At 71.6% G+C, this 24943-nt stretch carries 24 protein-coding genes and 1 riboswitch; of the genes, 12 read left to right on the top strand and 12 right to left on the bottom strand.

The genetic code is table 11. From position 1 onward, the window contains the following. The first annotated feature begins 320 nt into the window (after window positions 1-320). Window positions 321-1106 (top strand): glucosamine-6-phosphate deaminase, encoded by a 786-nt coding sequence (gene nagB, locus EAO71_RS31350; RefSeq protein WP_147981161.1) that lies wholly within the window; start codon window positions 321-323, stop codon window positions 1104-1106. A 96-nt stretch (window positions 1107-1202) separates the two neighbouring features. Here nagB and EAO71_RS31345 read toward each other — a convergent pair whose 3' ends face one another. The 4 genes from EAO71_RS31345 to EAO71_RS31330 all read right to left on the bottom strand — a co-directional run bounded on the left by EAO71_RS31345 (window position 1203) and on the right by EAO71_RS31330 (window position 5932). Next, complete coding sequence (locus tag EAO71_RS31345; protein ID WP_147981160.1) at window positions 1203-2720, bottom strand: glycoside hydrolase family 3 protein; 1518 nt, start codon at window positions 2718-2720, stop codon at window positions 1203-1205. Between the two features lie 8 nt (window positions 2721-2728). Beyond that, window positions 2729-3583 carry a carbohydrate ABC transporter permease gene (locus EAO71_RS31340; RefSeq protein ID WP_147981159.1) on the bottom strand — a complete coding sequence of 285 codons (855 nt, stop codon included), beginning with the start codon at window positions 3581-3583 and terminating at the stop codon, window positions 2729-2731. Continuing rightward, the gene (locus EAO71_RS31335) at window positions 3580-4575 is read right to left on the bottom strand and encodes a carbohydrate ABC transporter permease (RefSeq protein ID WP_147981158.1); all 996 of its coding nucleotides are present in this window, start codon (window positions 4573-4575) and stop codon (window positions 3580-3582) included. Before EAO71_RS31335 ends, EAO71_RS31340 begins: the two co-directional genes overlap by 4 nt. Before the next feature lie 76 nt (window positions 4576-4651). Beyond that, window positions 4652-5932 (bottom strand): extracellular solute-binding protein, encoded by a 1281-nt coding sequence (locus EAO71_RS31330; protein WP_147981157.1) that lies wholly within the window; start codon window positions 5930-5932, stop codon window positions 4652-4654. Window positions 5933-6217: 285 nt separating this feature from the next. On the opposite strand from EAO71_RS31330, the gene EAO71_RS31325 reads away from it, so the two are divergent. From EAO71_RS31325 to EAO71_RS31290, 8 genes are all read left to right on the top strand, one after another. Continuing rightward, the gene (locus EAO71_RS31325) at window positions 6218-6982 is read left to right on the top strand and encodes a GntR family transcriptional regulator (RefSeq protein WP_147981356.1); all 765 of its coding nucleotides are present in this window, start codon (window positions 6218-6220) and stop codon (window positions 6980-6982) included. Window positions 6983-7223: 241 nt separating this feature from the next. Next, window positions 7224-7478, top strand: a complete 255-nt coding sequence (locus EAO71_RS31320; RefSeq protein ID WP_147981156.1) for a DUF3311 domain-containing protein — start codon at window positions 7224-7226, stop codon at window positions 7476-7478. Next, window positions 7475-9097 (top strand): monocarboxylate uptake permease MctP, encoded by a 1623-nt coding sequence (gene mctP / locus EAO71_RS31315; protein WP_147981155.1) that lies wholly within the window; start codon window positions 7475-7477, stop codon window positions 9095-9097. The genes EAO71_RS31320 and mctP overlap by 4 nt, the downstream gene beginning before the upstream one ends. A gap of 84 nt (window positions 9098-9181) precedes the next feature. Then, entirely contained in the window at window positions 9182-9778 is a 597-nt protein-coding gene (locus EAO71_RS31310) for a hypothetical protein (protein WP_147981154.1), read from the top strand. An 18-nt stretch (window positions 9779-9796) separates the two neighbouring features. Then, window positions 9797-10297 (top strand): GNAT family N-acetyltransferase, encoded by a 501-nt coding sequence (locus tag EAO71_RS31305; RefSeq protein ID WP_147981153.1) that lies wholly within the window; start codon window positions 9797-9799, stop codon window positions 10295-10297. 53 nt (window positions 10298-10350) lie between these two features. Further along, a riboswitch (cobalamin riboswitch) is annotated at window positions 10351-10475 on the top strand. A 128-nt stretch (window positions 10476-10603) separates the two neighbouring features. Next, on the top strand, window positions 10604-12970 hold the full coding sequence (locus EAO71_RS31300) for a ribonucleoside-diphosphate reductase subunit alpha (RefSeq protein WP_147981152.1): 2367 nt from the start codon (window positions 10604-10606) through the stop codon (window positions 12968-12970). Further along, window positions 12970-13986, top strand: a complete 1017-nt coding sequence (locus tag EAO71_RS31295; protein ID WP_147981151.1) for a ribonucleotide-diphosphate reductase subunit beta — start codon at window positions 12970-12972, stop codon at window positions 13984-13986. Before EAO71_RS31300 ends, EAO71_RS31295 begins: the two co-directional genes overlap by 1 nt. Continuing rightward, a complete protein-coding gene (locus tag EAO71_RS31290; protein ID WP_261992429.1) occupies window positions 13987-14388 on the top strand; it encodes a ribosomal maturation YjgA family protein in 402 nt (133 codons plus the stop codon). Here EAO71_RS31290 and def read toward each other — a convergent pair. From def to EAO71_RS31250, 8 genes are all read right to left on the bottom strand, one after another. Next, window positions 14364-14993 (bottom strand): peptide deformylase, encoded by a 630-nt coding sequence (gene def, locus EAO71_RS31285; RefSeq protein ID WP_147981150.1) that lies wholly within the window; start codon window positions 14991-14993, stop codon window positions 14364-14366. The two genes, EAO71_RS31290 and def, sit on opposite strands and share 25 nt — an antisense overlap. A gap of 60 nt (window positions 14994-15053) precedes the next feature. Then, window positions 15054-16034 (bottom strand): tetratricopeptide repeat protein, encoded by a 981-nt coding sequence (locus EAO71_RS31280; protein ID WP_147981149.1) that lies wholly within the window; start codon window positions 16032-16034, stop codon window positions 15054-15056. Window positions 16035-16113: 79 nt separating this feature from the next. Beyond that, a complete protein-coding gene (locus EAO71_RS31275) occupies window positions 16114-17439 on the bottom strand; it encodes an HD-GYP domain-containing protein (protein WP_147981148.1) in 1326 nt (441 codons plus the stop codon). After that, window positions 17436-18893 (bottom strand): HD-GYP domain-containing protein, encoded by a 1458-nt coding sequence (locus tag EAO71_RS31270; protein WP_147981147.1) that lies wholly within the window; start codon window positions 18891-18893, stop codon window positions 17436-17438. Before EAO71_RS31270 ends, EAO71_RS31275 begins: the two co-directional genes overlap by 4 nt. Before the next feature lie 150 nt (window positions 18894-19043). After that, window positions 19044-19343: a mycothiol system anti-sigma-R factor gene (rsrA, locus tag EAO71_RS31265; RefSeq protein ID WP_147981146.1), complete on the bottom strand. Its 300-nt coding sequence runs from the start codon at window positions 19341-19343 to the stop codon at window positions 19044-19046. After that, on the bottom strand, window positions 19340-19996 hold the full coding sequence (locus EAO71_RS31260) for a sigma-70 family RNA polymerase sigma factor (protein WP_187282890.1): 657 nt from the start codon (window positions 19994-19996) through the stop codon (window positions 19340-19342). The genes rsrA and EAO71_RS31260 overlap by 4 nt, the downstream gene beginning before the upstream one ends. Window positions 19997-20225: 229 nt before the next feature. Next, window positions 20226-20861 carry an alpha/beta hydrolase family protein gene (locus EAO71_RS31255; RefSeq protein WP_147981144.1) on the bottom strand — a complete coding sequence of 212 codons (636 nt, stop codon included), beginning with the start codon at window positions 20859-20861 and terminating at the stop codon, window positions 20226-20228. 46 nt (window positions 20862-20907) lie between these two features. Beyond that, on the bottom strand, window positions 20908-21723 hold the full coding sequence (locus tag EAO71_RS31250) for an SOS response-associated peptidase (RefSeq protein WP_147981143.1): 816 nt from the start codon (window positions 21721-21723) through the stop codon (window positions 20908-20910). A 51-nt stretch (window positions 21724-21774) separates the two neighbouring features. On the opposite strand from EAO71_RS31250, the gene EAO71_RS31245 reads away from it, so the two are divergent. The 3 genes from EAO71_RS31245 to rsgA all read left to right on the top strand — a co-directional run bounded on the left by EAO71_RS31245 (window position 21775) and on the right by rsgA (window position 24890). After that, window positions 21775-22461, top strand: coding sequence for a M50 family metallopeptidase (locus EAO71_RS31245; protein WP_147981142.1), 687 nt, complete (start codon window positions 21775-21777; stop codon window positions 22459-22461). Window positions 22462-22544: 83 nt separating this feature from the next. After that, window positions 22545-23873 carry a 3-phosphoshikimate 1-carboxyvinyltransferase gene (gene aroA, locus EAO71_RS31240; protein WP_147981141.1) on the top strand — a complete coding sequence of 443 codons (1329 nt, stop codon included), beginning with the start codon at window positions 22545-22547 and terminating at the stop codon, window positions 23871-23873. 3 nt (window positions 23874-23876) lie between these two features. Further along, window positions 23877-24890 (top strand): ribosome small subunit-dependent GTPase A, encoded by a 1014-nt coding sequence (gene rsgA / locus EAO71_RS31235; RefSeq protein WP_147981140.1) that lies wholly within the window; start codon window positions 23877-23879, stop codon window positions 24888-24890. Window positions 24891-24943 lie beyond the last annotated feature (53 nt).

The raw sequence follows: 24943 nt of genomic DNA, 5'->3' as shown, positions 1-24943 counted from the left end.
CCTCCGTCGCCGCCTCCGGCCGCGGGACGGCACCGGCACCCCGGAACACCCCGGCGCCACCGAGCGCCCGCCCGCACCCCCTCCGCGCCCCCGTCGACGACGACCTGCGCACGGGGCCCGCGCCCCGGTCCCGGTGCGACGACCCCGCGGGCCCGTGGCCACGGGGCCGGCCGGGTGGCTGGGCCGAGGGCGCCGGTCGACCATGAGAAGAGGGGGGTCCGTCCCGCGGACGGACCTGAGCGAAGGGCTCCCGTTCTGCTAGATTGAAACTTAGATTGGTCTATACCACACAGGCCCCTCACCAGATCGGCAGGCACAGCGTGGAAGTTGTCATCGTCCCGGACGCCAAGGCAGGCGGCGAGCTCATCGCGGACGGCATCGCCGGCCTCCTGCGCCGCAAGCCCGACGCGTTGCTCGGCGTTGCCACCGGCTCGACCCCGCTGCCCATCTACGAAGCCCTGATCGCCCAGGTCGCGGCCGGTTCCGTGGACGCCTCGCGCGCCCGGATCGCGCAACTGGACGAGTACGTCGGGCTGCCGACCGGGCACCCCGAGTCGTACCGCTCCACCGTGCTCCGCCAGGTCGTCGAGCCGCTCGGGCTCTCCCAGGACGCCTTCATGGGCCCCGACGGCGCCGCCGAGGACGTCCAGGCCGCCTGCGAGGCCTACGACCGCGCGCTGGCCGCCGCCGGCGGCGTGGACCTGCAGATCCTGGGCATCGGCACCGACGGGCACATCGGCTTCAACGAGCCGTGCTCCTCCCTCGCCTCCCGCACCCGGATCAAGACCCTCACCGAGCAGACCCGTGTCGACAACGCGCGCTTCTTCGAGAACGACATCGAGCAGGTGCCGCACCACGTCATCACCCAGGGCATCGGCACCATCCTGGAAGCCCGGCACCTGGTGCTGCTGGCCACCGGCGAGGGCAAGGCGGACGCCGTGGCACAGACCGTCGAGGGCCCGGTGGCCGCGCTCGTGCCGGCCTCCGCGCTCCAGCTGCACCCGCACGCCACGGTGGTCGTGGACGAGGCCGCCGCCTCCAAGCTGAAGCTCGCCGACTACTTCCGCCACACCTTCGCCGACAAGCCGGGCTGGCAGGGCATCTGACCCGAGCCGGTACGGCCTCCGGCACACGAAGGAGGGCCGGTACCCCCGTGGGAGTACCGGCCCTCCTTCGTGTGCACCGCTCGGAGCCTCACCGGTTCAGGCCCCGGCGATGACCTCCGCCGCAGCCCGGCCGCAGACCCGCGCGGCGCCGTGCGTGGCGATGTGCAGGGCCCCACGGGGCGCCGCCTGGTTCAGGCCCATCTCCACCACGACGGTGTCCGGGCGGGCCGCCAGCAGGCCGTCCAGGGCCTCCGCCATCCACGGGTGCCGGTGGGCGTCCCGGACGACGGCGACGATGCCCCGGTCCCCCGCGGCGGCGAGCACGGCGTCCACCGAGGGCTCCGCGTACGAGCCCGTGCGGGTGCCGGGCAGCAGCCGCTCCAGCTCCGCGGCGACACCCCACGGCGTCTCGTCACCGACCGCGAAGTTGGCGACCGGGGTGAAGGAGGCCACGTAGGGAGCGCCGGTCATCGGCGCGTAGGGCCGCTCCCCCGAGGTCACCACCAGGGCGCGGCGGGCCGCGACGAGTCCGATGTCGGTGCCGGGCGCGGTCCCCTCCTGCACTGCCGCGCCCGGCCCCGAAACAGCCCCCCTGACCCGGTGCGCCTGGGTCCAGGACGCCAGGGCGCGCACGCGCTCCGCGGCGTCGGCCAGCCGTTCCTCGGGCAGTTCACCGGTCCGTACCGCGTCGACGAGGGCATCGCGCAGCCGCAGTACGGTGCCCTCGTCGGCCAGCCCGCCGCCGACGCAGATGGCGTCGGCGCCCGCGGCTATCGCGAGGACGGATCCGCGCTCGATGCCGTACGTCGACGCGATGGCCTGCATCTCCATGCCATCGGTGACGATCAGCCCGTCGAAGCCCAGCTCCTGGCGCAGCAGACCGGTCAGGATCTGCGGGCTCAGGGTCGCCGGACGGTTCGGGTCGAGCGCGGAGAGCAGAATATGCGCGCTCATGACCGCTTTGGAACCCGCTGCGATCGCGGCGCGGAAAGGTACCAGGTCACGGGCGTGCAGTGTGGCGAGGTCCACATCGATCCGGGGCAGCGCGTGGTGGGAGTCCACGTTGGTGTCGCCGTGCCCGGGGAAGTGCTTGGTGCAGGCGGCGACGCCGACGGCCTGGAGGCCCTCGACGTACGCCACGGTGTGACGCGCCACCAGGTCCGGGTCGGACCCGAAGGACCGGACCCCGATGACCGGGTTGTCGGCGTTGGAGTTCACGTCGGCCGAGGGGGCCCAGTTGAGGTCCACCCCGCACGCGGCGAGCCGGCGGCCGAGCTCCCGGGCGACGGCCCGGGTCAGATCGGTGTCGTCGACGGAGCCGAGGGCGTGGTTGCCGGGGAAGGAGGATCCCTGCCGGACCTCGAGGCGGGTGACGTCCCCGCCCTCCTCGTCGATGGCGACCAGGACGTCGTCCCGCTCGGCCCGCAGCTGCGCGGTGAGCGCGGCGAGCTGCTCCGGGGTGTCGATGTTCCGGCCGAACAGGCCGACCGAGGAGAGTCCCTCCCCGATGCGGCGCAGCAGCCAGTCGGGCGCGGTGGTGCCGACGAAACCCGGCTGGAGCACGGTGAGTGCGTCGCGGGTCAGGGTGTCGGTGCCGCGTACGAGTGTGGTCATGGGCGGCTTTATCCCTTCACTGCGCCGGCCGTCAGACCCGCGGCCATCTTGCGCTGGACAAGGAGGAAGAGGATCACGATGGGGACGGCCATCATGGTGGAGCCCGCCATCATCGGTGCGTACTCGGTGCCGTTCTTGGTGATGAAGTTGCCGAGCCAGACGGTGGCCGTCTGGTTCTGCTGGCTCATCAGCATCAGCGCGTAGAGGTACTCGTTCCACGCCTGGATGAAGCCGTAGACGGAGGTGGCGACCATGCCGGGCGCCAGCAGCGGGAAGACGACCCGGAGGAAGGCGCCGGTGCGGGTGCAGCCGTCGACCTGAGCGGCCTCCTCCAGCTCCTTGGGGATGTTGACGATGAAGCCGCGGAGGGTCCACACCGTGAACGGGAGGATGAAGGTCAGGTACGTGATGATCAGGCCGCTGAGCCTGTCGTACTGGCCGAGGTCGTTGAGCAGCAGGAAGACCGGGATGATCATCGCGACGAGCGGCACCATCTGGACGGCGAGGATGCCGATGATCACGATCTTGCGGCCGCGGAAGGCGAAGCGGGAGATCGCGAGGGCGGCCAGCATGCCGACCGCGATGCCGATGACCACGACCACGAGGGAGACCACGAGGCTCCGGCCGACCGGGCCCCAGAAGTCCGCGATGTCCAGCGCGCGCCGGAAGTTCTCCAGCGTGAAGGTGGTCGGGTAGAAGTGCGGGTCCGGGTCGATGGCGTCCTTGGACGGCTTGAACGCCGTGTTGACCATCCAGTAGACCGGGAAGCCGGCCGTGACGAAGACGAGCAGGCCGAGCAGGTTCCAGCCGAGCTTGGACTTGCGGGGCGGCTTGACGGCGGGGGCCGCGGTGTTCGTGGTCACTCCACCTCTCCGATCTTCAGCATCTGGCGCATGTAGACGGCGACCACGCCGAGCAGCAGGACGACGGTGACGAGCGCGATCGCCGAGCCGGTGCCGTAGTCGTTGACGACGAACGCCTTGTCGAACGAGTACGTGGTGAGGATCTGGAACTCGGCCTCGGGGTGACCGTTGCGCATCACGTACACCTGCGGGAAGACGCCCATGTCCCAGATGACCGAGAGCGTCGTCAGCATGACGATGATCGGCTTGAGGATCGGCAGGGTGACGAAGCGGAAGACTCCCCAGGCTCCGGCGCCGTCGAGGCGGGCGGCCTCTTCGAGCTCCTTGGGCACCTGGGTGAGGCCGGCGCTGAGCGTGATCACGACGAACGGGACGGCGCCCCAGACGACGAGGAGCACGATCACGGCGAGGCCCTGCGGGCCGCTGGCGAACCAGTTGTGGCCGATCATGTCGACGCCGGGCAGCTTGTCGATCAGCCAGTTCAGGACGCCGTAGTCGGCGTCGAAGAGCCACTTGAAGATGGCCGTCGCGACGATGATGGGCATGCCCCAGCTCGCCACGAGGACGATGTTGACGAGCAGCTTGACCCAGCCGGAGACCTTCTGCAGCAGCAGCGCGATCAGCATGCCGAGGACCATGGTGAGGATCACGGCGGCGGCCGCGAAGACCACGGTGCGGAGCACGACGGTCCAGAACTCGGTGTCACCGAGGATCTTGGTGAAGTTGTCGAAGCCGGCCGACTGCGCTTCCTCGAAGCCCCAGAGCTGAGCCTGGCCGAAGTTCTGGAAGGAGAGGGTGACCAGGCGTACGAGCGGGTATCCCAGCACGAGCAGCAGGACGAGCAGGCATGGCGCGAGCAGCAGCCACGGCACTCCCGAGCCGGCCGAGGTCCCCTTCTTCCCCGGTTTCCCGGGCGTACCGGCTGTGGGGCCGGATGGTGGCGATTGCCGCACCGGCGGCACCTTCGCGGTGGTTGTGTCTGCGGCACTCATCCCGTGCTCCTCAGCGATCCCTCTCCTGCATACGGGCGACAGGGCCCCGTCGCGGTGACGGGGCCCTGCCCACAGGTCACTTGGTGTTGATGACCTTGTCGATGGCGGCGTCCGCGTCCTTCGCGGCCTGCTCCACCGTCTTCTTGCCCTTGGCGATGTCGATGAGCATCGTCTTGAGGGTCTGCGCCTTCTCGACCTGGCCCCAGCCCGGGGCGGTCGGGACGAACCAGCTGGACTCGGCCGCGGTGGCCGCGACCGCGGTGGCCGGGTCGCTCTTGAGCGGGGCGAGGTCCGTCTTGTTGTTCGGCAGGTTGCCCTTGCCGATCAGGCCCTTCTGGCCCTCGGGGCCGGTGAAGGCGGCGATCCACTCGGCCGCGACGCCCTGCGCCTTGGACTTGACCGGGATGGCCAGGTCCGAGCCGCCGAGGAAGACCGGGAGGTTCTTGCCGGACGGACCGGGAGTCACGAAGGTCTCCAGCTTGTCCTTCAGACCGCCGACCTTGTCGTTCTCGGGAGTGGCGGCGGTGCCACCCTCCCAGGCCGCCGAGAAGATCATCGCGGACTTGCCCTGGCCGAAGACGACAGGACGGTCGGACTCGTCCTTCGTCTTGTCGCCGTGCATGTACTTGTCGACGATGTTCTTGTACTCGGTGAGGCCCTTGACGGACTCCGGCGAGGACAGGTTCGCCTTCCAGGTCTCGCCCTCCTGCTTGGCGATCGAGCCGCCCTGCTCGTAGACGAAGGACATGGCCGCGTACCAGTCCGGCGACGGCTGGTACCAGGCGCTGAACTTGTCGCCCTTCTTCGCCTGGATGGCGTCCAGGGCGGCGGTCAGCTCGGCCCAGGTCTTCGGGGCCGCCTTGACGCCCGCCTCGGCGGCGACGTCCTTGCGCCAGGTGCCCACGCGGCCACCGGCGTAGTAGGGGACACCGTAGGTCTTGCCGTTGTAGGTGACCGAGTCCTTGAGGGCGTCGAGCCACTGGCCCGAGTTGTCGAACTTCGAGGCCTCGACCGGGGCGAAGGCGCCCTTGGCCATGTAGCTGATCATCTCGGAGTTGCCCATCTCGACAACATCCGGGGCCTTGTCCGTGGCGAGCACCGCGTCGAGCTTGGTGTTCTTGTCCGGCCAGCCGTAGTACTCGTGCTTGATCTTGATGCCGGGGTGCTTCTTGGTCACCGCGTCGTCGGCCGCCTTGACCAGCTCAGGCCAGTTGTTCTGGGCGTCGACCGTCAGCCAGACGGTCAGCTCCTTGACCTCGCCGCCGGCCTTGTCCCCACCCTTGTCGGCTCCGCCACACGCGGCAATGCCGACCATCATGCCCGCGACACCGATCGCCGCAATGAGCTTGCGCTTCACGCCACCCTCCTCAGGGATGCCTGCAACCCCTGCCCACCGCGCGAAGACATACGTCGAGTAGTGCTCGTGGGGCTGGGAGCTGGTCTTTAATGGTTTAGACCAGTACCCGGAGCTTGGCCTAGACCTTTAGGGGTGTCAAGGGTGTATAAGAAGGGCAGTCGGGTCCGTTATCGGACCGACACCTGAGGGAGGGCGACGACCCGTGACCGGTCCGTGCCACCATGTGAGCCGCTATAGACGGAGGAGCCGGTGACGGCAGCAACACAGGAGTCGGGAAGGCAGGCCATGGCCACGGACGCGGGCAACAGCGAGACAGAGGGCGGCGCCGCCACCCGCACCGCGCGCGTGCCCAAGTACTACCGACTGAAGCGGCACTTGCTCGACATGACGGAGACCCTGCCGCCCGGCACACCGGTCCCGCCCGAGCGCACCCTCGCCGCCGAGTTCGACACCTCGCGCACCACGGTGCGGCAGGCACTGCAGGAACTGGTCGTCGAGGGCCGCCTGGAGCGGATCCAGGGCAAGGGCACGTTCGTGGCCAAGCCCAAGGTCTCGCAGGCCCTGCAGCTGACCTCGTACACCGAGGACATGCGGGCGCAGGGCCTGGAGCCCACCTCGCAGTTGCTCGACATCGGGTACGTGACGGCCGACGACACGCTGGCCGGCCTGCTCGACATCGCCGCCGGCGGGCGGGTGCTGCGGATCGAGCGGCTGCGCCTCGCGAGCGGGGAGCCGATGGCGATCGAGACCACCCACCTCTCGGCCAAGCGCTTCCCCGCGCTGCGGCGTTCGCTGGTGAAGTACACCTCGCTCTACACGGCGCTCGCCGAGGTCTACGACGTCCACCTCGCCGAGGCCGAGGAGACCATCGAGACCTCGCTCGCCACCCCGCGCGAGGCCGGCCTGCTCGGCACCGACGTGGGCCTTCCCATGCTGATGCTGTCCCGCCACTCGCTGGACGCGCAGGGCGAGCCGGTCGAGTGGGTGCGCTCGGTGTACCGGGGCGACCGGTACAAGTTCGTGGCCCGGCTGCAGCGCCCCAACGGCTGACCGCCCGCGGACCGCATCCGGCCATCCGGCCGAAAGACTGAAAAGATTCCGCCACTTCGGCGTGAACCGGTGCCCCGACACATCCGTGAGGTGTGTCGGGGCACTGCCGTATCTCCGTGCGACGTCCATCGAGATTCGTCCGTTATCCGGACGGGGGTTCCATGGAGCGGACCAGTCCCCTAGATTTCACGCGCATTACCCGCGTGATCAACGGTGTTCAGCGAGGGGACGGAGTCGCCAGATGTCAGAAGTGACGCAGGACAAACAACCGGTCGTGACACCGGTACGCGTGATCGTGGCGCTCTGTCTGGTCGCGCCCTTCGTGGCGATGCTCTGGGTGAGCTCGTACGCGAAGGTCGATCCGACCTTCATCGGCATCCCGTTCTTCTACTGGTACCAGATGGCCTGGGTCGTCGTCTCCACCGTGCTGACGATGGTCGCGTACAAGCTGTGGCAGCGTGACCAGCGCGCCCGCAAGGGAGGTGCGTCGCGATGAAGGACGGCGTGAACGGCGTCGCTCTGGGCGTCTTCATCTTCTTCTTCCTGGCCGTCACGGTCATGGGCTTCCTGGCCGCGCGCTGGCGCAAGGCCGAGAACGAGCACAGCCTGGACGAATGGGGCCTCGGCGGCCGTTCGTTCGGCACCTGGGTGACCTGGTTCCTGCTGGGCGGCGACCTCTACACCGCGTACACCTTCGTCGCCGTCCCGGCGGCCATCTACGCGGCGGGCGCGGCGGGCTTCTTCGCCGTCCCGTACACGATCCTCGTCTACCCCCTGATCTTCACCTTCCTGCCGCGGCTGTGGTCGGTGTCCCACAAGCACGGATACGTGACCACCTCGGACTTCGTCCGCGGCCGGTTCGGCTCCAAGAGCCTGTCGCTGGCGGTCGCCGTCACCGGCATCCTCGCCACCATGCCGTACATCGCGCTCCAGCTCGTCGGCATCCAGGCCGTCCTGGACGTGATGGGCGTGGGCGGCGGCGAGACCACGCACTGGTTCGTCAAGGACCTGCCGCTGCTCATCGCCTTCGGCGTCCTGGCGGCGTACACGTACTCCTCCGGACTGCGCGCGCCGGCGCTCATCGCCTTCGTCAAGGACACGCTGATCTACCTCGTCATCGCGGTGGCGATCATCTACATCCCGATCAAGCTGGGCGGCTTCGACGAGATCTTCGCCAAGGCCGGCGAGGCGTACGCCACGATCAACCCCGCCACCGAGAAGCCGCGCGGCGCGCTGGTGCCGGGCGAGATGGGGCAGTGGGGCTACGCGACGCTCGCGCTCGGTTCGGCGCTGGCGCTCTTCATGTACCCGCACTCGATCACGGCGACGCTGTCCTCGCGCAGCCGTGACGTGATCCGCCGCAACACCACGATCCTGCCGCTCTACTCGCTGATGCTGGGCCTGCTCGCGCTGCTCGGCTTCATGGCGATCGCGGCGGGCGTGAAGGTCACCAACGGCCAGCTGGCCATCCCGCAGCTCTTCGAGAACATGTTCCCCGACTGGTTCGCGGGCGTGGCCTTCGCCGCCATCGGCATCGGCGCGCTGGTCCCGGCGGCGATCATGTCGATCGCCGCGGCCAACCTCTTCACCCGCAACATCTACAAGGACTTCCTGAAGCCGGACGCCACGCCGGAGCAGGAGACCAAGGTGTCCAAGCTGGTGTCGCTGCTGGTCAAGGTCGGCGCGCTGGTCTTCGTCCTCACCATGGACAAGACGGTCGCGATCAACTTCCAGCTGCTCGGCGGCATCTGGATCCTGCAGACGCTGCCGGCCCTGGTCGGCGGCCTGTTCACCCGCTGGTTCCACCGCTGGGCGCTGCTGGCCGGCTGGGCCGTCGGCATGGTCTACGGCACGGCGGCGGCGTACGGCGTGGCCAGCCCGACGCAGAAGCACTTCGGCGGCTCGTCCGCCGAGATCCCGGGCATCGGCGAGATCGGCTACATCGGCCTCACCGCCTTCGTGATCAACGTGGTGGTCACCGTCGTCCTGACGTTCGTCCTGAAGGCCCTCAAGGCGCCCGAGGGCGTCGACGAGACGTCCCCGTCGGACTACACGGCGGACGCCGGCGACGCGGGCGTGCAGACCGAGCTGCCGAAGGTCGGCGCGGGCCACTGACCCCGCCCGCAAGGTGACGAAGGCCGCCGCGCTTCCGCAGGGAAAGCGCGGCGGCCTTCGCCGTCACCACGAAAGGATGTGCGGATGAGAACCGGACCCCGCCTCTCCCTGCTCGTCCTGCTCCCCCTCGTGCTCGCCGCCACCGGCTGCGGCACCGAGGTCCCGGGCGGACCGGCCCCCGACCACGCGGAGCTGGAGGCGCGCGCCCGCGCCGCGCAGACCCGCGTCGAGCACGTGTACGTCACCGAGGCCGAGGGGTTCCGGCCGGCCCTCCAGTCGGCCGGTGTCGTCGGCGACGACGGTTTCCAGCTCACCTACGTCGGGGCGGGCGGCGAGCAGCTGACCCTCTCCGCGGAGCGGCGCCCCTTCACCGACCGGGACTGCGCCGCCCCGCCGGCGGGCGAGACCTGCGTGCAGGAGGGCGGCGGCTGGTACCGGCACTCCGCCGACCGGCACGCGTACCTGCGCGACGAGAACGGCCTGCGCGTCGAGCTGGCCGCCCCGCTGTCCGTGGGGAAGGACCTGCTGCGGAAGGCCGCCGCCACGGCGCACCGCGCCGACGACGCCGAACTGGACGCGGTCCTGCCGCGACGGACGGGCGGGAGCGGGCCGGTCGAGCGCGGCGACCTGCCGCCCGTCGGCGACGGAGCCCCCGACAACGGAGTGGGCGCGAGCGGCTGAGCGAGGCACACTGCCTGGATGGACTTCACCATCAGGGCGGTACGGCCCGAGGAGTACGAGGCCCTCGGCGAGGTCACCGCGCGGGCCTTCCTCGACGACGGGCACCTCGACTTCGGCGAGGACGACGACTATCTGCGTCTGCTGCGGGACGTGGCCCGGCGGGCCGCCGAGGCGGAGGTGCTGGTGGCGGTGGACCGCGCCGGCACGGTGCTCGGCGGCGTGACCTTCGTCGCCGGCGGGGAGTGGGCCGACATCGCGAGCGAGGGCGAGGCCGAGTTCCGGATGCTCGCGGTGGCGAAGGACGCCCGGGGCCGGGGCGTCGGCGAGGCCCTCGTGCGGGCCTGCACGGAGCGGGCCCGCAGGCTGCCCGGATGCCGGCGGCTGGTGCTCTCCACCCAGTCGCGCATGTCCTCCGCGCACCGGATCTACGAGCGGGCGGGCTTCGTCCGCACCCCTGACCGGGACTGGAGCCCACTGGCCGACATGGATCCCCTGCACACCTACGCGTTGGAGCTCTGAGCACGGAACGACACAACATGTGGGGGGTGTCTCCAGGGGCGCCCCCCACATGTATGCTCGTGCTCGCTGTCGCCGCAGGGGAATCCGGTGCAAGTCCGGAACTGTCCCGCAACGGTGTGCTTTTGGCGTTTTCATCCGCCAGGTGAGTCCGAGGACCTGCCGACAGTGCGCCCGGTCCGTCCGTTCCGGGTGTCACAGACGTCCGGSCCTCGCGGAGTGGGCCGGCGGCGCGGCGCGCCCTGCGTACGGGTGCCCGGCTGCCCGCTTCCCCCGCCGGCCCCGAGCCGAGCGAGGGAGAGCCCCCACGTGACCATCGCGCCCGCCGATCCGGCCGCAGCGATCGAGAGCGACGGACCCGGGACCGTGCTGCTGCGGATCCTGACCGACCTCACCGCCGATCTCCCCGACACCGACCCCGGCAAGGTCGCCGCCGCCGCGCTGCGCGGCCGGAGCGCCGGCTCGGACGAGGCGGAACTGCGCGAGCTGGCCACCGAGGCGGCCGCCGGCCTGATCGCCGAGGACCCCGCGTACTCCCGGCTCGCCGCCCGGCTCCTGACGATCACCATCGCCGACGAGGCGGCCGGCCAGGGCGCGGTGTGCTTCTCCGCCTCCGTCGCCGTCGGCCACCGCGAGGGCCTGATCGCCGACCGCACGGCCGCCTTCGTCCGGCTGCACGGCGCGACGCTCGACGCGACCGTCGACCCGTCCGGCGACGACCGCTTCGGCTACTTCGGCCTGCGCACCCTGTACTCGCGCTACCTGCTGCGCCACCCGATCACCCGCAAGGTCATCGAGACGCCCCAGCACTTCATGCTGCGCGTGGCCGCCGGGCTCGCCGAGGACAACTCGACGCGCGCGCTGGACGAGGTCACCGCGCTCTACGGCCTGATGAGCCGGCTCGACTACCTGCCCTCCTCCCCGACGCTCTTCAACTCCGGCACCCGCCACCCGCAGATGTCGTCCTGCTACCTGCTCGACTCGCCGCTGGACGAGCTGGACTCCATCTACGACCGGTACCACCAGGTCGCACGGCTCTCGAAGCACGCGGGCGGCATCGGCCTGTCGTACTCCCGCATCCGCGCCCGCGGTTCGCTGATCCGCGGCACCAACGGGCACTCCAACGGCATCGTGCCGTTCCTGAAGACGCTGGACGCCTCCGTCGCGGCCGTGAACCAGGGCGGCCGGCGCAAGGGCGCCGCCGCGGTCTACCTGGAGACCTGGCACGCGGACATCGAGGAGTTCCTGGAGCTGCGCGACAACACCGGCGAGGACGCCCGGCGTACCCACAACCTGAACCTGGCGCACTGGATCCCGGACGAGTTCATGCGCCGGGTCAACGCCGACGCCCCGTGGTCGCTGTTCTCCCCGGCGGACGTGCCCGAGCTGGTCGACCTGTGGGGCGAGGAGTTCGACGCCGCCTACCGCGCCGCCGAGGCGAAGGGCCTGGCCCGCAAGACCATGCCGGCCCGTGACCTGTACGGCCGGATGATGCGGACGCTCGCCCAGACCGGCAACGGCTGGATGACCTTCAAGGACGCCTCGAACCGCACGGCCAACCAGACGGCGGAGCCGGGCCACACGGTCCACTCCTCCAACCTCTGCACGGAGATCCTGGAGGTCACGGACGACGGCGAGACCGCGGTCTGCAACCTGGGCTCGGTCAACCTCGGCGCGTTCGTGGACCTGGCGACCGGTGACATCGACTGGGAGCGGCTCGACGCGACGGTCCGCACGGCCGTCACCTTCCTCGACCGCGTCGTGGACATCAACTTCTACCCGACCGAGCAGGCCGGCCGGTCCAACGCCCGGTGGCGTCCGGTGGGCCTGGGCGCGATGGGCCTCCAGGACGTCTTCTTCCGGCTGAAGCTGCCCTTCGACTCCCCCGAGGCGAGGGCGCTCTCCACGCGGATCGCCGAGCGCATCATGCTCGCCGCCTACGAGGCCTCCGCCGACCTCGCCGAGCGCAACGGCCCGCTGCCCGCCTGGGAGAAGACCCGCGCCGCCCGCGGCGTCCTCCACCCCGACCACTACGACGTGGAGTTCCACTGGCCGGAGCGCTGGGCCGCGCTGCGCGAGCGGATCGCCGCCGTCGGCATGCGCAACTCGCTGCTCCTCGCCATCGCGCCGACCGCGACGATCGCCTCGATCGCCGGTGTGTACGAGTGCATCGAGCCGCAGGTCTCCAACCTCTTCAAGCGCGAGACGCTCTCCGGCGAGTTCCTCCAGGTCAACTCGTACCTCGTCGACGAGCTCAAGAAGCTCGGCGTCTGGGACGCGCAGACCCGTGAGGCGCTGCGCGAGTCCAACGGCTCGGTGGCCGGCTTCACCTGGGTCCCGGCCGAGGTGCGCGAGCTGTACCGCACGGCCTGGGAGATCCCGCAGCGCGGTCTGATCGACATGGCCGCGGCCCGGACGCCGTACCTCGACCAGTCCCAGTCGCTGAACCTGTTCATGGAGACGCCGACGATCGGCAAGCTGTCGTCGATGTACGCGTACGCCTGGAAGCAGGGGCTGAAGACCACCTACTACCTGCGGTCCCGGCCGGCGACCCGGATCGCCCGCGCCGCCCAGGCGTCGACGGCCGCCGCCACCATCCCCGTCCAGCAGGTCGCCGACCCCGACGCGGTCGCCTGCTCCCTGGAAAACCCCGAGTCCTGCGAGGCCTGCCAGTAATGAGCTCGAACGAACAGAAGAACCTTCTCGACCCGGGCTTCGAGCTCACCCTGCGGCCCATGCGGTACCCGGACTTCTACGAGCGCTACCGGGACGCGATCAAGAACACGTGGACGGTGGAGGAGGTCGACCTCCACTCCGACGTCGCCGACCTCGCCAAGCTCACCCCCGGCGAGCAGCACATGATCGGCCGGCTGGTGGCGTTCTTCGCGACCGGCGACTCGATCGTCGCGAACAACCTCGTGCTCACGCTGTACAAGCACATCAACTCCCCCGAGGCGCGCCTGTACCTGTCGCGGCAGCTGTTCGAGGAGGCCGTGCACGTCCAGTTCTATCTGACGCTGCTCGACACCTACCTGCCCGACCCGGACGACCGCACCGCCGCGTTCGCCGCCGTGGAGAACATCCCCTCCATCCGGGAGAAGGCGCAGTTCTGCTTCCGGTGGATGGACTCCGTCGAGAAGATCGACCGGCTGGAGACGCAGGCCGACCGCCGTCGCTTCCTGCTGAACCTGATCTGCTTCGCCGCGTGCATCGAGGGCCTGTTCTTCTACGGCGCCTTCGCCTACGTGTACTGGTTCCGGTCGCGCGGCCTGCTGCACGGCCTGGCCACCGGCACCAACTGGGTCTTCCGTGACGAGACGATGCACATGAACTTCGCCTTCGAGGTCGTGGACACCGTCCGCAAGGAGGAGCCGGAACTGTTCGACGACGAGCTCCGGGAGCAGGTCACCGCGATGCTGCGGGAGGCCGTCGAGGCGGAGCTCCAGTTCGGCCGCGACCTGTGCGGCGACGGCCTGCCGGGCATGAACACCGAGTCGATGCGCGAGTACCTGCAGTGCGTCGCCGACCAGCGTCTGACCCGCCTCGGCTTCGCCCCGGTGTACGGTTCCGAGAACCCGTTCGCGTTCATGGAGCTGCAGGGCGTCCAGGAGCTGACGAACTTCTTCGAGCGCCGTCCGTCCGCCTATCAGGTGGCGGTCGAGGGCTCGGTGGACCTCGACGAGGACTTCTGAGTGATCCGTACGCGGGTGGCGGCCGGCGCCGCCGCCCTGCTCACCGTCGCCGCGGGCCTGGGAATCAGGTCCGCGGCGTCGGGCGTCGTGGCGAAGTACGCGGGTGACGCCCTCTACACGGTGCTGGTGCTGACCCTGGTGGTGCTGATCGCTCCCCGGGTGCGGCCCGCCGTGGCGGCGGGGATCGCACTGGGGTTCAGCGTGGCGGTGGAGTTCTTCCAGCTGACGGGGGCGCCGGCGGAGCTGGCGGCGCGCTCCACGCCGGCCCGGCTGGTGCTCGGCACGTCGTTCAACGCGCCGGACCTGCTCTGGTACGCGATCGGCGCGGCGGTCGGCTGGGCCGTCCACCGCGCCGTGCGCCCGCGTGCGGACGCGGATCAGTCGTTGGCGACGACCGGGTAGCGCGGGGTGCCCTCGGCCATCTGGCGCAGGGCGTCCTTGCGGTCGCGCTTGGAGAGCCGGTCGATGTACAGGTAGCCGTACAGGTGGTCCGTCTCGTGCTGGAGGCAGCGCGCGAAGTAGCCGGTGCCGCGGACCTTGATCGGGTTGCCCTGGGCGTCCTGCCCGCGGACCACCGCGTAGTCGGGGCGGGCGAGTTCGGCGTAGGCCGTCGGCACGGAGAGGCAGCCCTCGTTGGACTCGTCCAGGGCGCGCAGCTCGGCCGGCAGCTCCTCCAGGACGGGGTTGCAGACGACGCCGACGTGACGCACGCCCTCGTCGTCCATGCAGTCGTAGACGAAGACCTTGAGGTCCACACCGATCTGGTTGGCGGCCAGGCCCACGCCCTCGGCGGTCCGCTGGCTGGCGAACATGTCGTCGATCAGCGTCGCGAGCGCGTCGTCGAACTCGGTGACGTCCTTGCACTCCTTGTGGAGCACGGGGTTGCCCACGACCGTGATCGGACGCGACGTCCCCCGCTCGCGGTACGCGAGCTCGCGCGCCTCGCAGTCCTCCGTGTCGACGACGAACCCGTCGTTGATCTGCTCGTCAGTCTCCTGCTGCGCCATTCCGCCGCACGCCTTCCTCAGAACCCCAGTCGATGGTCGCGTACAGCCTACGGGCAGTGGTCAGCAGACTTCTTCGAGATCCCGCCACTCACGGCTGTCGGGGCTGTCGGCGACCCAGCCGTCGAGCAGGCCGCGGACCAGTCCGGCGGGTGCGGCGATCCCGCACTCGCGCTCGGGGACCCACAGCTCGCCGGGCGAGCGGTGGCCGAGCGGCCCCGGGTGGCCGGGTTCGCTGTGGTCGTGCGGGTCGAGGTGCTCGCCCTCGCCCTCCGCGCTCGGCATGGTCGACTCGGAGCACGCGCGGCACAGCAGCCGTACCGACGAGGACCAGTCCTCGGCGGCGAACCCGGCGTCGGCGGCGAGCTTCTCCAGGGCGTCCCGGTCGTCCTCGGTGGCGGCCTCCAGGAGGACCACCCAGGTGGGGACGGGCGACGGCGCCCACAGCTCGATCTCGTCGAAGACGGGGTAGGAGGGACCGGCGCTGGTGGTCCGCTCGCCGTTGGGCACGCCGTCGTGGAGCACGACCTCGCCCCAGCGGCGCCCCGAGGACGGCAGCGGGATGGAGAGCACCTCGATGCGGGCCGGGTCGAGCCGGCGGCCCCACACGACCTCCGCCTCGCCCTCGGGCGAGAGCCGTACGGCCGCGCTGCCCAGCTCCATCCCGGCGGGCTCACCCGTCCCGGCGGAGGCCCCGGGGACCTTCAGCCCGTACGCCTGCCAGGCGCGGCGGGCGAGCGGCCAGTCCTGCAGGGCGGTGGCGGCGATGCCGACGTTCCACCAGTCGGGGGCGCCGGTCTCCTTGTCGAGCAGCGCGACGGCGCGCAGCCCCGCGGCCCGGGCCTGCTCCCAGTCGTGCCGGAACTTGTGCAGCAGCGCCAGGTTGAACCAGGACTCCGAGAGCCAGGGCTCCAGGTCCGCCGCGCGTGTCAGCAGCGCGCCCGCGTCCTCGTACCGGCCGTCGCCGATCAGCGTGAACGCGCGGTCGGTGGCCTGCCGCCACGAGGCGGAGGGCCGATGCCGTACCTTCCCGAAGATCCTCACGATTCCCGCCTGCCGGTCGCTTCACCCTCTTGTTCGCATCCAACCATGCCCGGTTGCACGCGCGCTCATTACCCATGGGTTACCCAGGAGGAGCAGGAGCGACGCCGCCGCGCGCGAGGACTCTGGCGAGGGACTCCACGACCTCGGGGTGGTGGTCGCGGGCGGTGTCCAGCCGGAGGCGTTCGAGGGCCCGCAGGGCGCCGAGGGGGCCGGTGGCGGCGGCTCCGGTGAGATCGTCGTACGCGTTGACGGTCCGGACGATCCGGGCGGGCAGGGGCTGGTCCCGGTACGGGTCGGCCTGGCGCTCCACGACCACGGCCACGGCGGCCGGCACCCCGGTCTGGCGGACCACGGCGCCGCCGAGGAGCGCGATCCGGCGCTGCTCCTCGGGCGCCAGCAGAGCGGTGGCGCCCTCGGGGACCGGGTCGACGAGGGAGAGCTGCCCGATGTCGTGCATGAGCGCGGCGTACTCCAGGACGGTCAGATCGGCTCCGGAAAGCCCCAGCTCCCGGCCCACGGCCCCGCTCAGGGCGGCCACCCGGCGGGCATGCCCCGGTGGGGTGTACCCGGCGATCTCGGTGGCGCGGGCGAGGGAGGCGATGGTCTGCCGGTTCGTGGTCCGCACGGCCGCGTACCGCCGGAAGGACATCTGGGTCAGCAGGAGCGGCACGCAGAAGACGGGCAGTGCCCAGAGTCCGGCGACGGCCGCGCCGAGGGCCATCACGGCGCCGGTGGCGCACACGGCGGAGCCGATGCCGAGCAGGGCGCGCACCTCCCCGCGCAGCAGGGGGCCGAACGGGACGGGGGTGCCGCCCGTGCGGGTGGCGGTGCGGGGGACGGTCCGCGCGCGGTGCATCAGGGCCGCGAGCACGGCGTCGCACAGTGCGGTGAGGACGAGTACGAGGAGCAGGAACAGGGCGTGCAGGGGGCCCTCGCCGAGGCGGCGGGTGAGTTCGCCCGTGTTGTAGAGGGGCTGGAAGCAGAGCCCGGCGAAGCCGACGGTGAGAATGCGCCGGGCCAGGTGGTCGAGCCCGGGCCCCCGGCCGGCGGCCACGTGAGGCACCACCCCGGCGAGCCCGCCGGCGACGACGACGGTCACGACCTGCGGGACTCCGTGGGTGGTGCTGGCCCCGGCGCTGGCGCCAAGCAGGGCGTAGGCGAGGGCGCCGGCGGCGGCGAGCGGCGCGGGCTCCCTGCTCTGCGGCTCCCCGGGGGCGGCGGCGGAGGTTCCCGCGCCCGCGGGGGCGCCCCAGCGGACGAGCTCGCCGAGGGCGATGAGGGTGCCGAAGGCGAGGGCGTGCGCGGGTTCGTCGATCCCCTGCCAGAGCGTGGCGGCGAACCCGGCGACGGTCAGCAGGGCCGCGGCCCCGTACACCGCTGCGACGGTGCCGGCGCCGGGCCTCATCGGCGGCCCTGGCGGCGGGCGAGCGCCTCGGGGCCGCCGGACGCGGGACGCGGGACCGGGCCGGCCGCGCGGGTGCCGCCCGGCGCGGGGGGCCTCGGTGGGGACGGGCTCTCCGCGGGGGGCGCCGTCTCGTCCGCGGTGACCGCCGTCTGCCAGCCGTGCCGGTCCAGTGCCCGGGTCAGGGCGTGGACCATCCGGGGGTCGAACTGGGAGCCCGCGCAGCGCTCCAGCTCCGCGATCGCGGTCTCGACCGGGCGGGCCCGGCTGTAGGACCGGGTCGAGGTCATCGCGTCGAAGGCGTCCGCGACGGCGACCACGCGGGCGAACTCGGGAATCTGGCCGCCCCGGAGGCCGTACGGGTAGCCGCTCCCGTCCATACGTTCGTGGTGGTGCAGGATCGCCGCCCGTGCCTCCCCCAGGAAGCCGATGCCCCGGACCATCTCGTGCCCGTACTCCGGATGCAGTTCGATGACCCGGCGCTCCTCCGGTGTGAGCGGGCCGTCCTTGCGCAGCACCCGGGTGGGCACGCCGAGCTTGCCCACGTCGTGCAGGATGCCCGCGAACCGCACGACCTCCAGCCGTTCCTCGGCCATGCCCAGCTCACGGGCGATCAGCACGGAGGCCCGGCCGACGCGTTCGCTGTGGCCGCGCGTGTAGCGGTCCTTGATGTCGACGGCCTGGACGAGCGCGCGGATCGTCGCCTGGTGCGCGGCCCGCTCGCGGTGGTACTGGGCGAAGACCCAGCAGGAGAGGTACATCGGGAGCAGGACGAAGAGCGCGGCGACCGGGCCGTAGGTGCTGCGCCACAGGACGGCCATCATCAGTCCGGCGAGCCCGTGCACCGCGTGCGGGGCGAGCGCCCGGCCGAACAGGCCCTGCCAGGCGGTGCGCGGTGCCCCGCCACCGCGCGGGGCGACGAGGGGCGCGCCCGTCGCGGCGACCCGCATGGCGCCGTCGAGGGCGGTCAGGACCAGGCAGAAGGTGAGGACCGAGGCCCCGGCGGGCACCAGCGCGTACGGGAAGTCGGGGGCGTACGTGCCCCGGCCGAGCGCGGCGTCCGCCCCGAGGGCACGGGCCACCAGTGCCGCCGCGCCGACGGCGAGGGCGAGCCTGGCGGCGCGCCACACCCGGCGGGGTCCGGCGGGGCGCTGCTCCACCCGGGCGAGCAGGGCCCCGGGCAGCGCGGTGAGCGCGGCGGCGGACGGCGGCAGGAGCAGCGCGGCGGCGAGGAGCACGGGGAAGAAGGGGCCGCTGCCCGTGGGGACCGCGCCGCCGAGCGCGCGGCCGAGCAGCCGGCAGCGCGCGGGCAGCTCGCACCCGGCGTACAGCACGGCGAGCAGCGCGACGGCGCTCCAGGGGGTCCGGGCGCCGGGGCCCAGCGCCGGCAGGACGCAGGCGGCTGCGCCGAGCGCGGCGCAGCCCACGTGGACGCGGGCCGCTCGCGGAATCACCATCACGGCCGTCACGCTAGCGACTTGAGCGGGGCGTGCGGGCCATCAGCCGACGATTCGCACCATCGGGTGGTACAAGCTGATTTACATCGGAGGGCCGCCGCGATGACTCGCGGCGGCCCTCTCCGTACGTGCTTCCCGCACGTGCGGAGGTCACTCCTGGGCGGTCGCCGTCACGTCCTGATCGGGCACCGCGTGGCCCGAACGGATCAGGTCGATCCGGCCCATCACCTTGGCCCGCAGGTCGGTGGGCACGTCGTCACTGCCGCAGCAGCGCTTGACGAGCTTCTTCACCGCCTGTTCCAGGCCGTACTTCTCAAGACAGGGGGAGCACTCCTCGAAGTGCACCTCGAACTTCGTGCAGTCACTGTCGGGCATCTCATGGTCGAGGAACTCGTAGAGATGATCCAGGACCTCTGAGCAATCCGTCTCGTGCGGCTCTCCGCAGCTCATGAGCCCGAGCCTTTCAGATCGTTCGACGACTCTCCGGCGCCCGCGGGTACCAGCCCGCGGTCGCGGGCGTAGTCCTCGAGCATGCCGCGCAACTGGCGGCGGCCCCGGTGCAGTCGGGACATCACCGTACCGATGGGTGTACCCATGATGTCCGCGATCTCCTTGTACGCAAAGCCCTCTACGTCCGCGAGATAGACGGCGATGCGGAACTCCTCGGGGATCGCCTGGAGCGCTTCCTTCACGTCGGAGTCCGGGAGGTGGTCGAGGGCCTGGGACTCCGCGGACCGCAGGCCGGTCGACATGTGCGACTCGGCGCGGGCGAGCTGCCAGTCCTCGATCTCCTCGGCGGCGCTGCGCTGCGGCTCGCGCTGCTTCTTGCGGTACGAGTTGATGAACGTGTTGGTGAGGATGCGGTACAGCCACGCCTTCAGGTTCGTGCCCTCGCGGAACTGGTGGAACGAGCCGTACGCCTTGGCGTACGTCTCCTGCACCAGGTCCTCCGCGTCCGCGGGATTGCGCGTCATGCGCAGCGCGGCGGAGTACATCTGGTCGAGGAAGCCGAGGGCGTCCCGCTCGAAGCGCGCGTTGCGCTCCTCGGTCGTCTCCTCGGGGCCGTCGTCGGTCCCTGTGTCGGTCCCAGTGACCGGACCCACCTCCTCCAGCGCTGCGGCGAATCCGAATGCGGACCCGCTCGTTTCGGAGGATAGACGAGGAACCGCTCCGCCCGCCGCCCGAATAGGGGCGGTCTTGGGCGCGGGCAACACTGTCCAGTCGAGGTCAGCGGCCTGCGCGCGCTCGGGGCAGATGGTCGAACCCATGCGACGGACTCCCTCTTCCTTTGCTCTCACACCGATGTCCGTCACAACCGCCGCCGGGCCCGCCTCATTCCCGAAGTGACGTGAGCCACCCGGAGACTTCACGGACGACGAGCGCGAGGGCCTCGTCCTGACCGAGGGGGGCGCGCTTGGCGACGGCGAAGCCGTGGTCGCCGTGCGGGACCTCGGCCATGGTGTACGTCCCTTCGGGGAACTCCGCCGGTCTGCCGAAGGGGTCGTTGCCGCCCTGGACGACGAGGGTGGGCAGGCCGGTGCCCAGGAGCTCGTCGGCCCGGGACTTCTCGGGCCGGCCGGGCGGGTGGAGCGGGAAGCTGAGCGCGAGCACGGCGTGGGCGCCGAGCTCAGCTCCGGTCCGGCAGGCGACCCGCGCCCCGGCGCTGCGGCCCCCGGCGACCACCGGGAGCCCGGGTGCGGCGAGGGCCTGCCAGATCCCGCGCCAGCCGACGTCCAGGGTCTTCGGCGCGGGCGCCACCTTCTTCCCCGCCACCCGCCAGGGCTGCTCGACGAGCGCCACGGTCACCCCCTGCGCGGGCAGCGCGGCGGCCAGCTCCCGCAGGTCCCGCGCCTCGATCCCGCCGCCGGCCCCGTGCCCCAGGGCCAGTACCGCCCACGGCTCGGTGCCGGCGTGCCAGGTGATCCGCGCGTCCCCGGCCCCGGTCTCCACGATCTCGCTCTTCGTCACCTCCCCATCCTGCCGCGCGGGGGCGGCGCGCACGGACAGGCCGAGGTCAGAACAGCGTGCCGACCTCCGGGGCCGCCAGTTCCTCCAGCAGCTCCGGGCCGTTGTTGCGGACGTTGCTCACCGCCGTCGCCACCGGGTAGGCCCGCATCAGCCCCTCCGCCGGCGCCCCCAGCAGTCCCTGCAGCTCGTCCAGGTCGGTGCGGGCCGGATCCAGCCAGGCGTCCCAGTGGTCCGGCGTCAGCATCAACGGCATCCGCGGATGGATGTCCGCCAGCGAGCGGGGCCCCTCCGCGGGCGCCACGCCCAGCGGCCCGGTCTCGGCCTCGGTCGTGATGACGGAGCAGGTCACCCACCACGCGGAGGGGTGGTCGTCCGGCAGGGTCCGGTCGCGCCAGAACTCGTAGAGCCCTGCCATCGCGAAGACCGAACCGTCCGCCGGGGTCACGAAGTACGGCTGCTTCCGCGGCCTCTTCCGCTTCCCCTCCACCTCCAGGTCCCGCTCGGCGCTCCCGGTCACCCACTCGTAATACCCGTCCGCCGGCAGGATGCAGCGCCGGGAGGAGAACGCCCGGCGGAACGACGGCTTCTCGTGCACCGTCTCCGCCCGCGCGTTGATCATCCGGGCCGCACCCTCGGGCGACTTCGACCACGACGGCACCAGGCCCCACCTCAGCGCCCGCATCTGGCGAACCGGGCGGCGCGATTCCGCGTCTTTCAGAGGACGCTCGAGTATCGCGTACACCTCTTTGGTCGGGGCCACGTTCCAGTCCGGAGCCAGCGTCTCCTCGGGCTCCCACTTCTCGACGTCGAAGAGCTGCACCAGATCCTCGGGTCGACGACTCGCTGCATACCGTCCGCACATACGTGCCACACTGCCACGGTCCACCCCCCACCCGAGGAGCCCCAGCCGGAAATGACCGAAGTCCTCGGCACCCAGACCGCTCCCGAGCAGTGGCTGGTCATCGCGACCGCGATAGCCGCCCTCGCCGCCGTCGTCCCGCGCCGTGTCTGGCGGCTCTCCCGCAACGCGATCACCATCGCCCACGAGGGCGGCCACGGTCTCGTCGCGCTCGTCACCGGCCGCCGGCTCGAATCCATCAGGCTGCACTCGGACACCAGCGGCCTCACGGTCTCCCGAGGCCGCCCCACCGGCATCGGCATGATCCTGACCGCCGCCGCCGGCTACACCGCGGCCCCGCTGCTGGGCCTGGGCGGCGCCTGGCTGCTCACCGAGCACCGGATCACCCTGCTCCTCTGGCTGGCGACCGCGCTGCTCCTCGTCATGCTGGTGATGGTCCGCAACGCCTACGGGATCTTCACCGTCCTCGTCACCGGCGCCGCCTTCCTCCTGGTCTCCTGGCTGACCGGCCCGGACGTCCAGGCCGGGTTCGCGTACTCCGTCGTCTGGTTCCTGCTCCTCGGCGGCGTCCGCCCGGTCTTCGAACTCCAGGGCAAGCGACGCCACGGCGGCGCGCCGGACTCCGACGCCGACCAGCTCGCCCGGCTCACGAACGTCCACCCGGTGCTCTGGCTCTTCCTCTTCCACGCCGTCTCGATCTGCTCCCTGATCGGCGCGAGCCGCTGGCTGCTGGGCCTCTGAGGGGCCTCCTCGACTTCCGGCCGGGGCGCGACGCTCCCTCGCCGACGGGACCCGGCCCGTGTGTGCCCCACTAAAGTGAGGGCATGACCGAAAGCCCCGTGCACACCGCCCCGACCTCCGACCTCTGGCCCGCGCCGTACGCGGACGGAGGCGTCGACGCGACCGTCACCGTGCCCGGATCCAAGTCGGTCACCAACCGCGGCCTCGTCCTCGCCGCGCTCGCCGCAGAGCCGGGCTGGCTGCGCCGTCCGCTGCGCTCCCGCGACACCCTGCTGATGGCCGAGGCGCTGCGCACCCTGGGCGTGAAGATCGACGAGGGCGTCGGCCCCGACGGCACCGGTGAGGCGTGGCGGATCATCCCGGCCGGACTGCGCGGGCCCGCGACCGTCGACGTCGGCAACGCCGGCACGGTGATGCGGTTCCTGCCGCCGGTCGCCGCCCTCGCCGACGGCCCGGTCCACTTCGACGGCGACCCCCGCTCCCACGAACGCCCGCTGCACGGCGTGATCGACGCCCTGCGGGCGCTCGGCGCGCGGATCGACGACGACGGGCGCGGCGCGCTGCCCATGACGGTGCACGGCGGCGGCGGTCTGGAAGGCGGCACCGTCGAGATCGACGCCTCCTCGTCCTCCCAGTTCGTGAGCGCCCTGCTGCTCTCGGCGCCGCGCTTCAACCAGGGCGTGGAGGTGCGCCACGTCGGCGGGAAGCTGCCGTCCATGCCGCACATCCGGATGACCGTCGACATGCTGCGGGTGGTCGGCGCGCAGGTCGACGAGCCCGAGACCGGCGGCGAGCCGAACGTCTGGCGGGTCGCCCCCTCCGTCCTGCTCGGCCGGGACCTGGTGGTGGAGCCGGACCTGTCGAACGCCCAGCCGTTCCTGGCCGCGGCACTGGTCACCGGTGGCCGGGTCACCGTCCCCGACTGGCCGTCCCGCACCACCCAGCCCGGTGACGCGCTGCGCGAGATCTTCACCGAGATGGGCGGCTCCTGCGAGCTGACCGACGCAGGCCTCACCTTCACCGGCACCGGGCGGATCCACGGCATCGACGTGGACCTCGGCGAGGTCGGCGAGCTGACCCCCGGCATCGCGGCCGTCGCCGCCCTCGCCGACTCCCCCTCCACCCTGCGTGGTGTCGCCCACCTGCGCCTGCACGAGACGGATCGCCTGGCCGCCCTGACCAAGGAGATCAACGAGCTCGGCGGCGACGTGACGGAGACCGAGGACGGCCTGCACATCCGGCCCCGGCCCCTGCACGGCGGTGTCTTCCACACCTACCACGACCACCGGATGGCGACGGCCGGGGCGATCATCGGCCTCGCCGTCGAGGGCGTGCGGATCGAGAACGTGGCGACCACGGCGAAGACCTTGCCGGACTTCCCGCTGATGTGGACCGAAATGCTCGGAGTCTGAGGCATGCGGCGTTACGGCAAGCACACCGACGAGGACGACATCCGCCAGCGCCCCAACCGCAAGGGCAACCGTCCCCGGACCAGCATCCGCCCCAAGCACGAGGACGCGGTGGAGGGCATGGTCCTCACCGTGGACCGGGGCCGGCTCACCTGCCTGGTGGACGACCGGATCGTCCTGGCGATGAAGGCGCGCGAGCTCGGCCGCAAGGCCGCCGTCGTCGGCGACCGCGTCTCGATCGTCGGTGACCTCTCCGGCGAGAAGGACACCCTGGCCCGGATCGTCCGGATCGGTGAGCGCAGCTCGGTGCTCCGGCGCACGGCCGACGATGACGACCCGTACGAGCGGGTGGTCGTGGCCAACGCCGACCAGCTGGCGATCGTGACCGCGCTGGCCGACCCCGAGCCACGCCCGCGGCTGATCGACCGCTGCCTGGTCGCCGCGTACGACGGCGGCCTCACCCCGCTGCTCGTCCTGACCAAGTCCGACCTGGCCCCGCCGGACGAGCTCCTGGAGATGTACGGCGCCCTGGGCGTCCCCTATGTGGTGACCACGCGTGACGAGTTCGTGGACGGGGTGGCCGCCGACCGGGTCCACGAGCACCTGACGGGGCGGACCACCGCCTTCGTCGGACACTCGGGCGTCGGCAAGACGACCCTGGTCAACGCCCTGGTGCCAGAGGACCGCCGGCGGAGCACGGGGCACGTGAACGCGGTGACGGGCCGCGGCCGGCACACCACCACCTCGGCGCTGGCGCTCCCGCTCAACGCCGAGGAGGGCGGCTGGGTGATCGACACCCCCGGCGTGCGCTCCTTCGGCCTGCACCACGTCGACCCGTCCCGGGTCATCCTCGCCTTCCCCGACCTCGTCCCGGGGACGGAGAACTGTCCGCGCGCGTGCAGCCACGACGAGCCGGACTGCGCGCTGGACGCGTGGGTGGCCGAGGGCCACGCCGATCCCGCGCGGCTGTACTCGCTGCGGCGCCTGCTCTCCACCCGGGAGCGACGCGAGGGCGACTGAGCCGCGTACGTTTGCCGCCCACCACCACTGGTAAGGGCATAATCGCACCCAGT

The organism is Streptomyces sp. MS191 (genome assembly GCF_008042125.1).
Classification (GTDB): Bacteria; Actinomycetota; Actinomycetes; order Streptomycetales; family Streptomycetaceae; genus Streptomyces.
This window is presented reverse-complemented; position numbering and strand designations above follow the sequence as displayed.

What these genes read in the sequence shown, in the direction of transcription:
- EAO71_RS31295 (WP_147981151.1), top strand. Translation starts at nt 12,970, where the DNA reads ATGAGCTCGAACGAACAGAAGAACCTTCTCGACCCGGGCTTCGAGCTC.
- EAO71_RS31335 (WP_147981158.1), bottom strand. Translation starts at nt 4,575, where the DNA reads ATGAGTGCCGCAGACACAACCACCGCGAAGGTGCCGCCGGTGCGGCAA.
- def (WP_147981150.1), bottom strand. Translation starts at nt 14,993, where the DNA reads ATGGCGCAGCAGGAGACTGACGAGCAGATCAACGACGGGTTCGTCGTC.
- EAO71_RS31345 (WP_147981160.1), bottom strand. Translation starts at nt 2,720, where the DNA reads ATGACCACACTCGTACGCGGCACCGACACCCTGACCCGCGACGCACTC.
- EAO71_RS31310 (WP_147981154.1), top strand. Translation starts at nt 9,182, where the DNA reads ATGAGAACCGGACCCCGCCTCTCCCTGCTCGTCCTGCTCCCCCTCGTG.
- mctP (WP_147981155.1), top strand. Translation starts at nt 7,475, where the DNA reads ATGAAGGACGGCGTGAACGGCGTCGCTCTGGGCGTCTTCATCTTCTTC.
- aroA (WP_147981141.1), top strand. Translation starts at nt 22,545, where the DNA reads ATGACCGAAAGCCCCGTGCACACCGCCCCGACCTCCGACCTCTGGCCC.
- EAO71_RS31325 (WP_147981356.1), top strand. Translation starts at nt 6,218, where the DNA reads ATGGCCACGGACGCGGGCAACAGCGAGACAGAGGGCGGCGCCGCCACC.
- rsrA (WP_147981146.1), bottom strand. Translation starts at nt 19,343, where the DNA reads ATGAGCTGCGGAGAGCCGCACGAGACGGATTGCTCAGAGGTCCTGGAT.
- EAO71_RS31305 (WP_147981153.1), top strand. Translation starts at nt 9,797, where the DNA reads ATGGACTTCACCATCAGGGCGGTACGGCCCGAGGAGTACGAGGCCCTC.
- rsgA (WP_147981140.1), top strand. Translation starts at nt 23,877, where the DNA reads ATGCGGCGTTACGGCAAGCACACCGACGAGGACGACATCCGCCAGCGC.
- EAO71_RS31270 (WP_147981147.1), bottom strand. Translation starts at nt 18,893, where the DNA reads ATGGTGATTCCGCGAGCGGCCCGCGTCCACGTGGGCTGCGCCGCGCTC.
- EAO71_RS31275 (WP_147981148.1), bottom strand. Translation starts at nt 17,439, where the DNA reads ATGAGGCCCGGCGCCGGCACCGTCGCAGCGGTGTACGGGGCCGCGGCC.
- EAO71_RS31250 (WP_147981143.1), bottom strand. Translation starts at nt 21,723, where the DNA reads ATGTGCGGACGGTATGCAGCGAGTCGTCGACCCGAGGATCTGGTGCAG.
- EAO71_RS31245 (WP_147981142.1), top strand. Translation starts at nt 21,775, where the DNA reads ATGACCGAAGTCCTCGGCACCCAGACCGCTCCCGAGCAGTGGCTGGTC.
- EAO71_RS31320 (WP_147981156.1), top strand. Translation starts at nt 7,224, where the DNA reads ATGTCAGAAGTGACGCAGGACAAACAACCGGTCGTGACACCGGTACGC.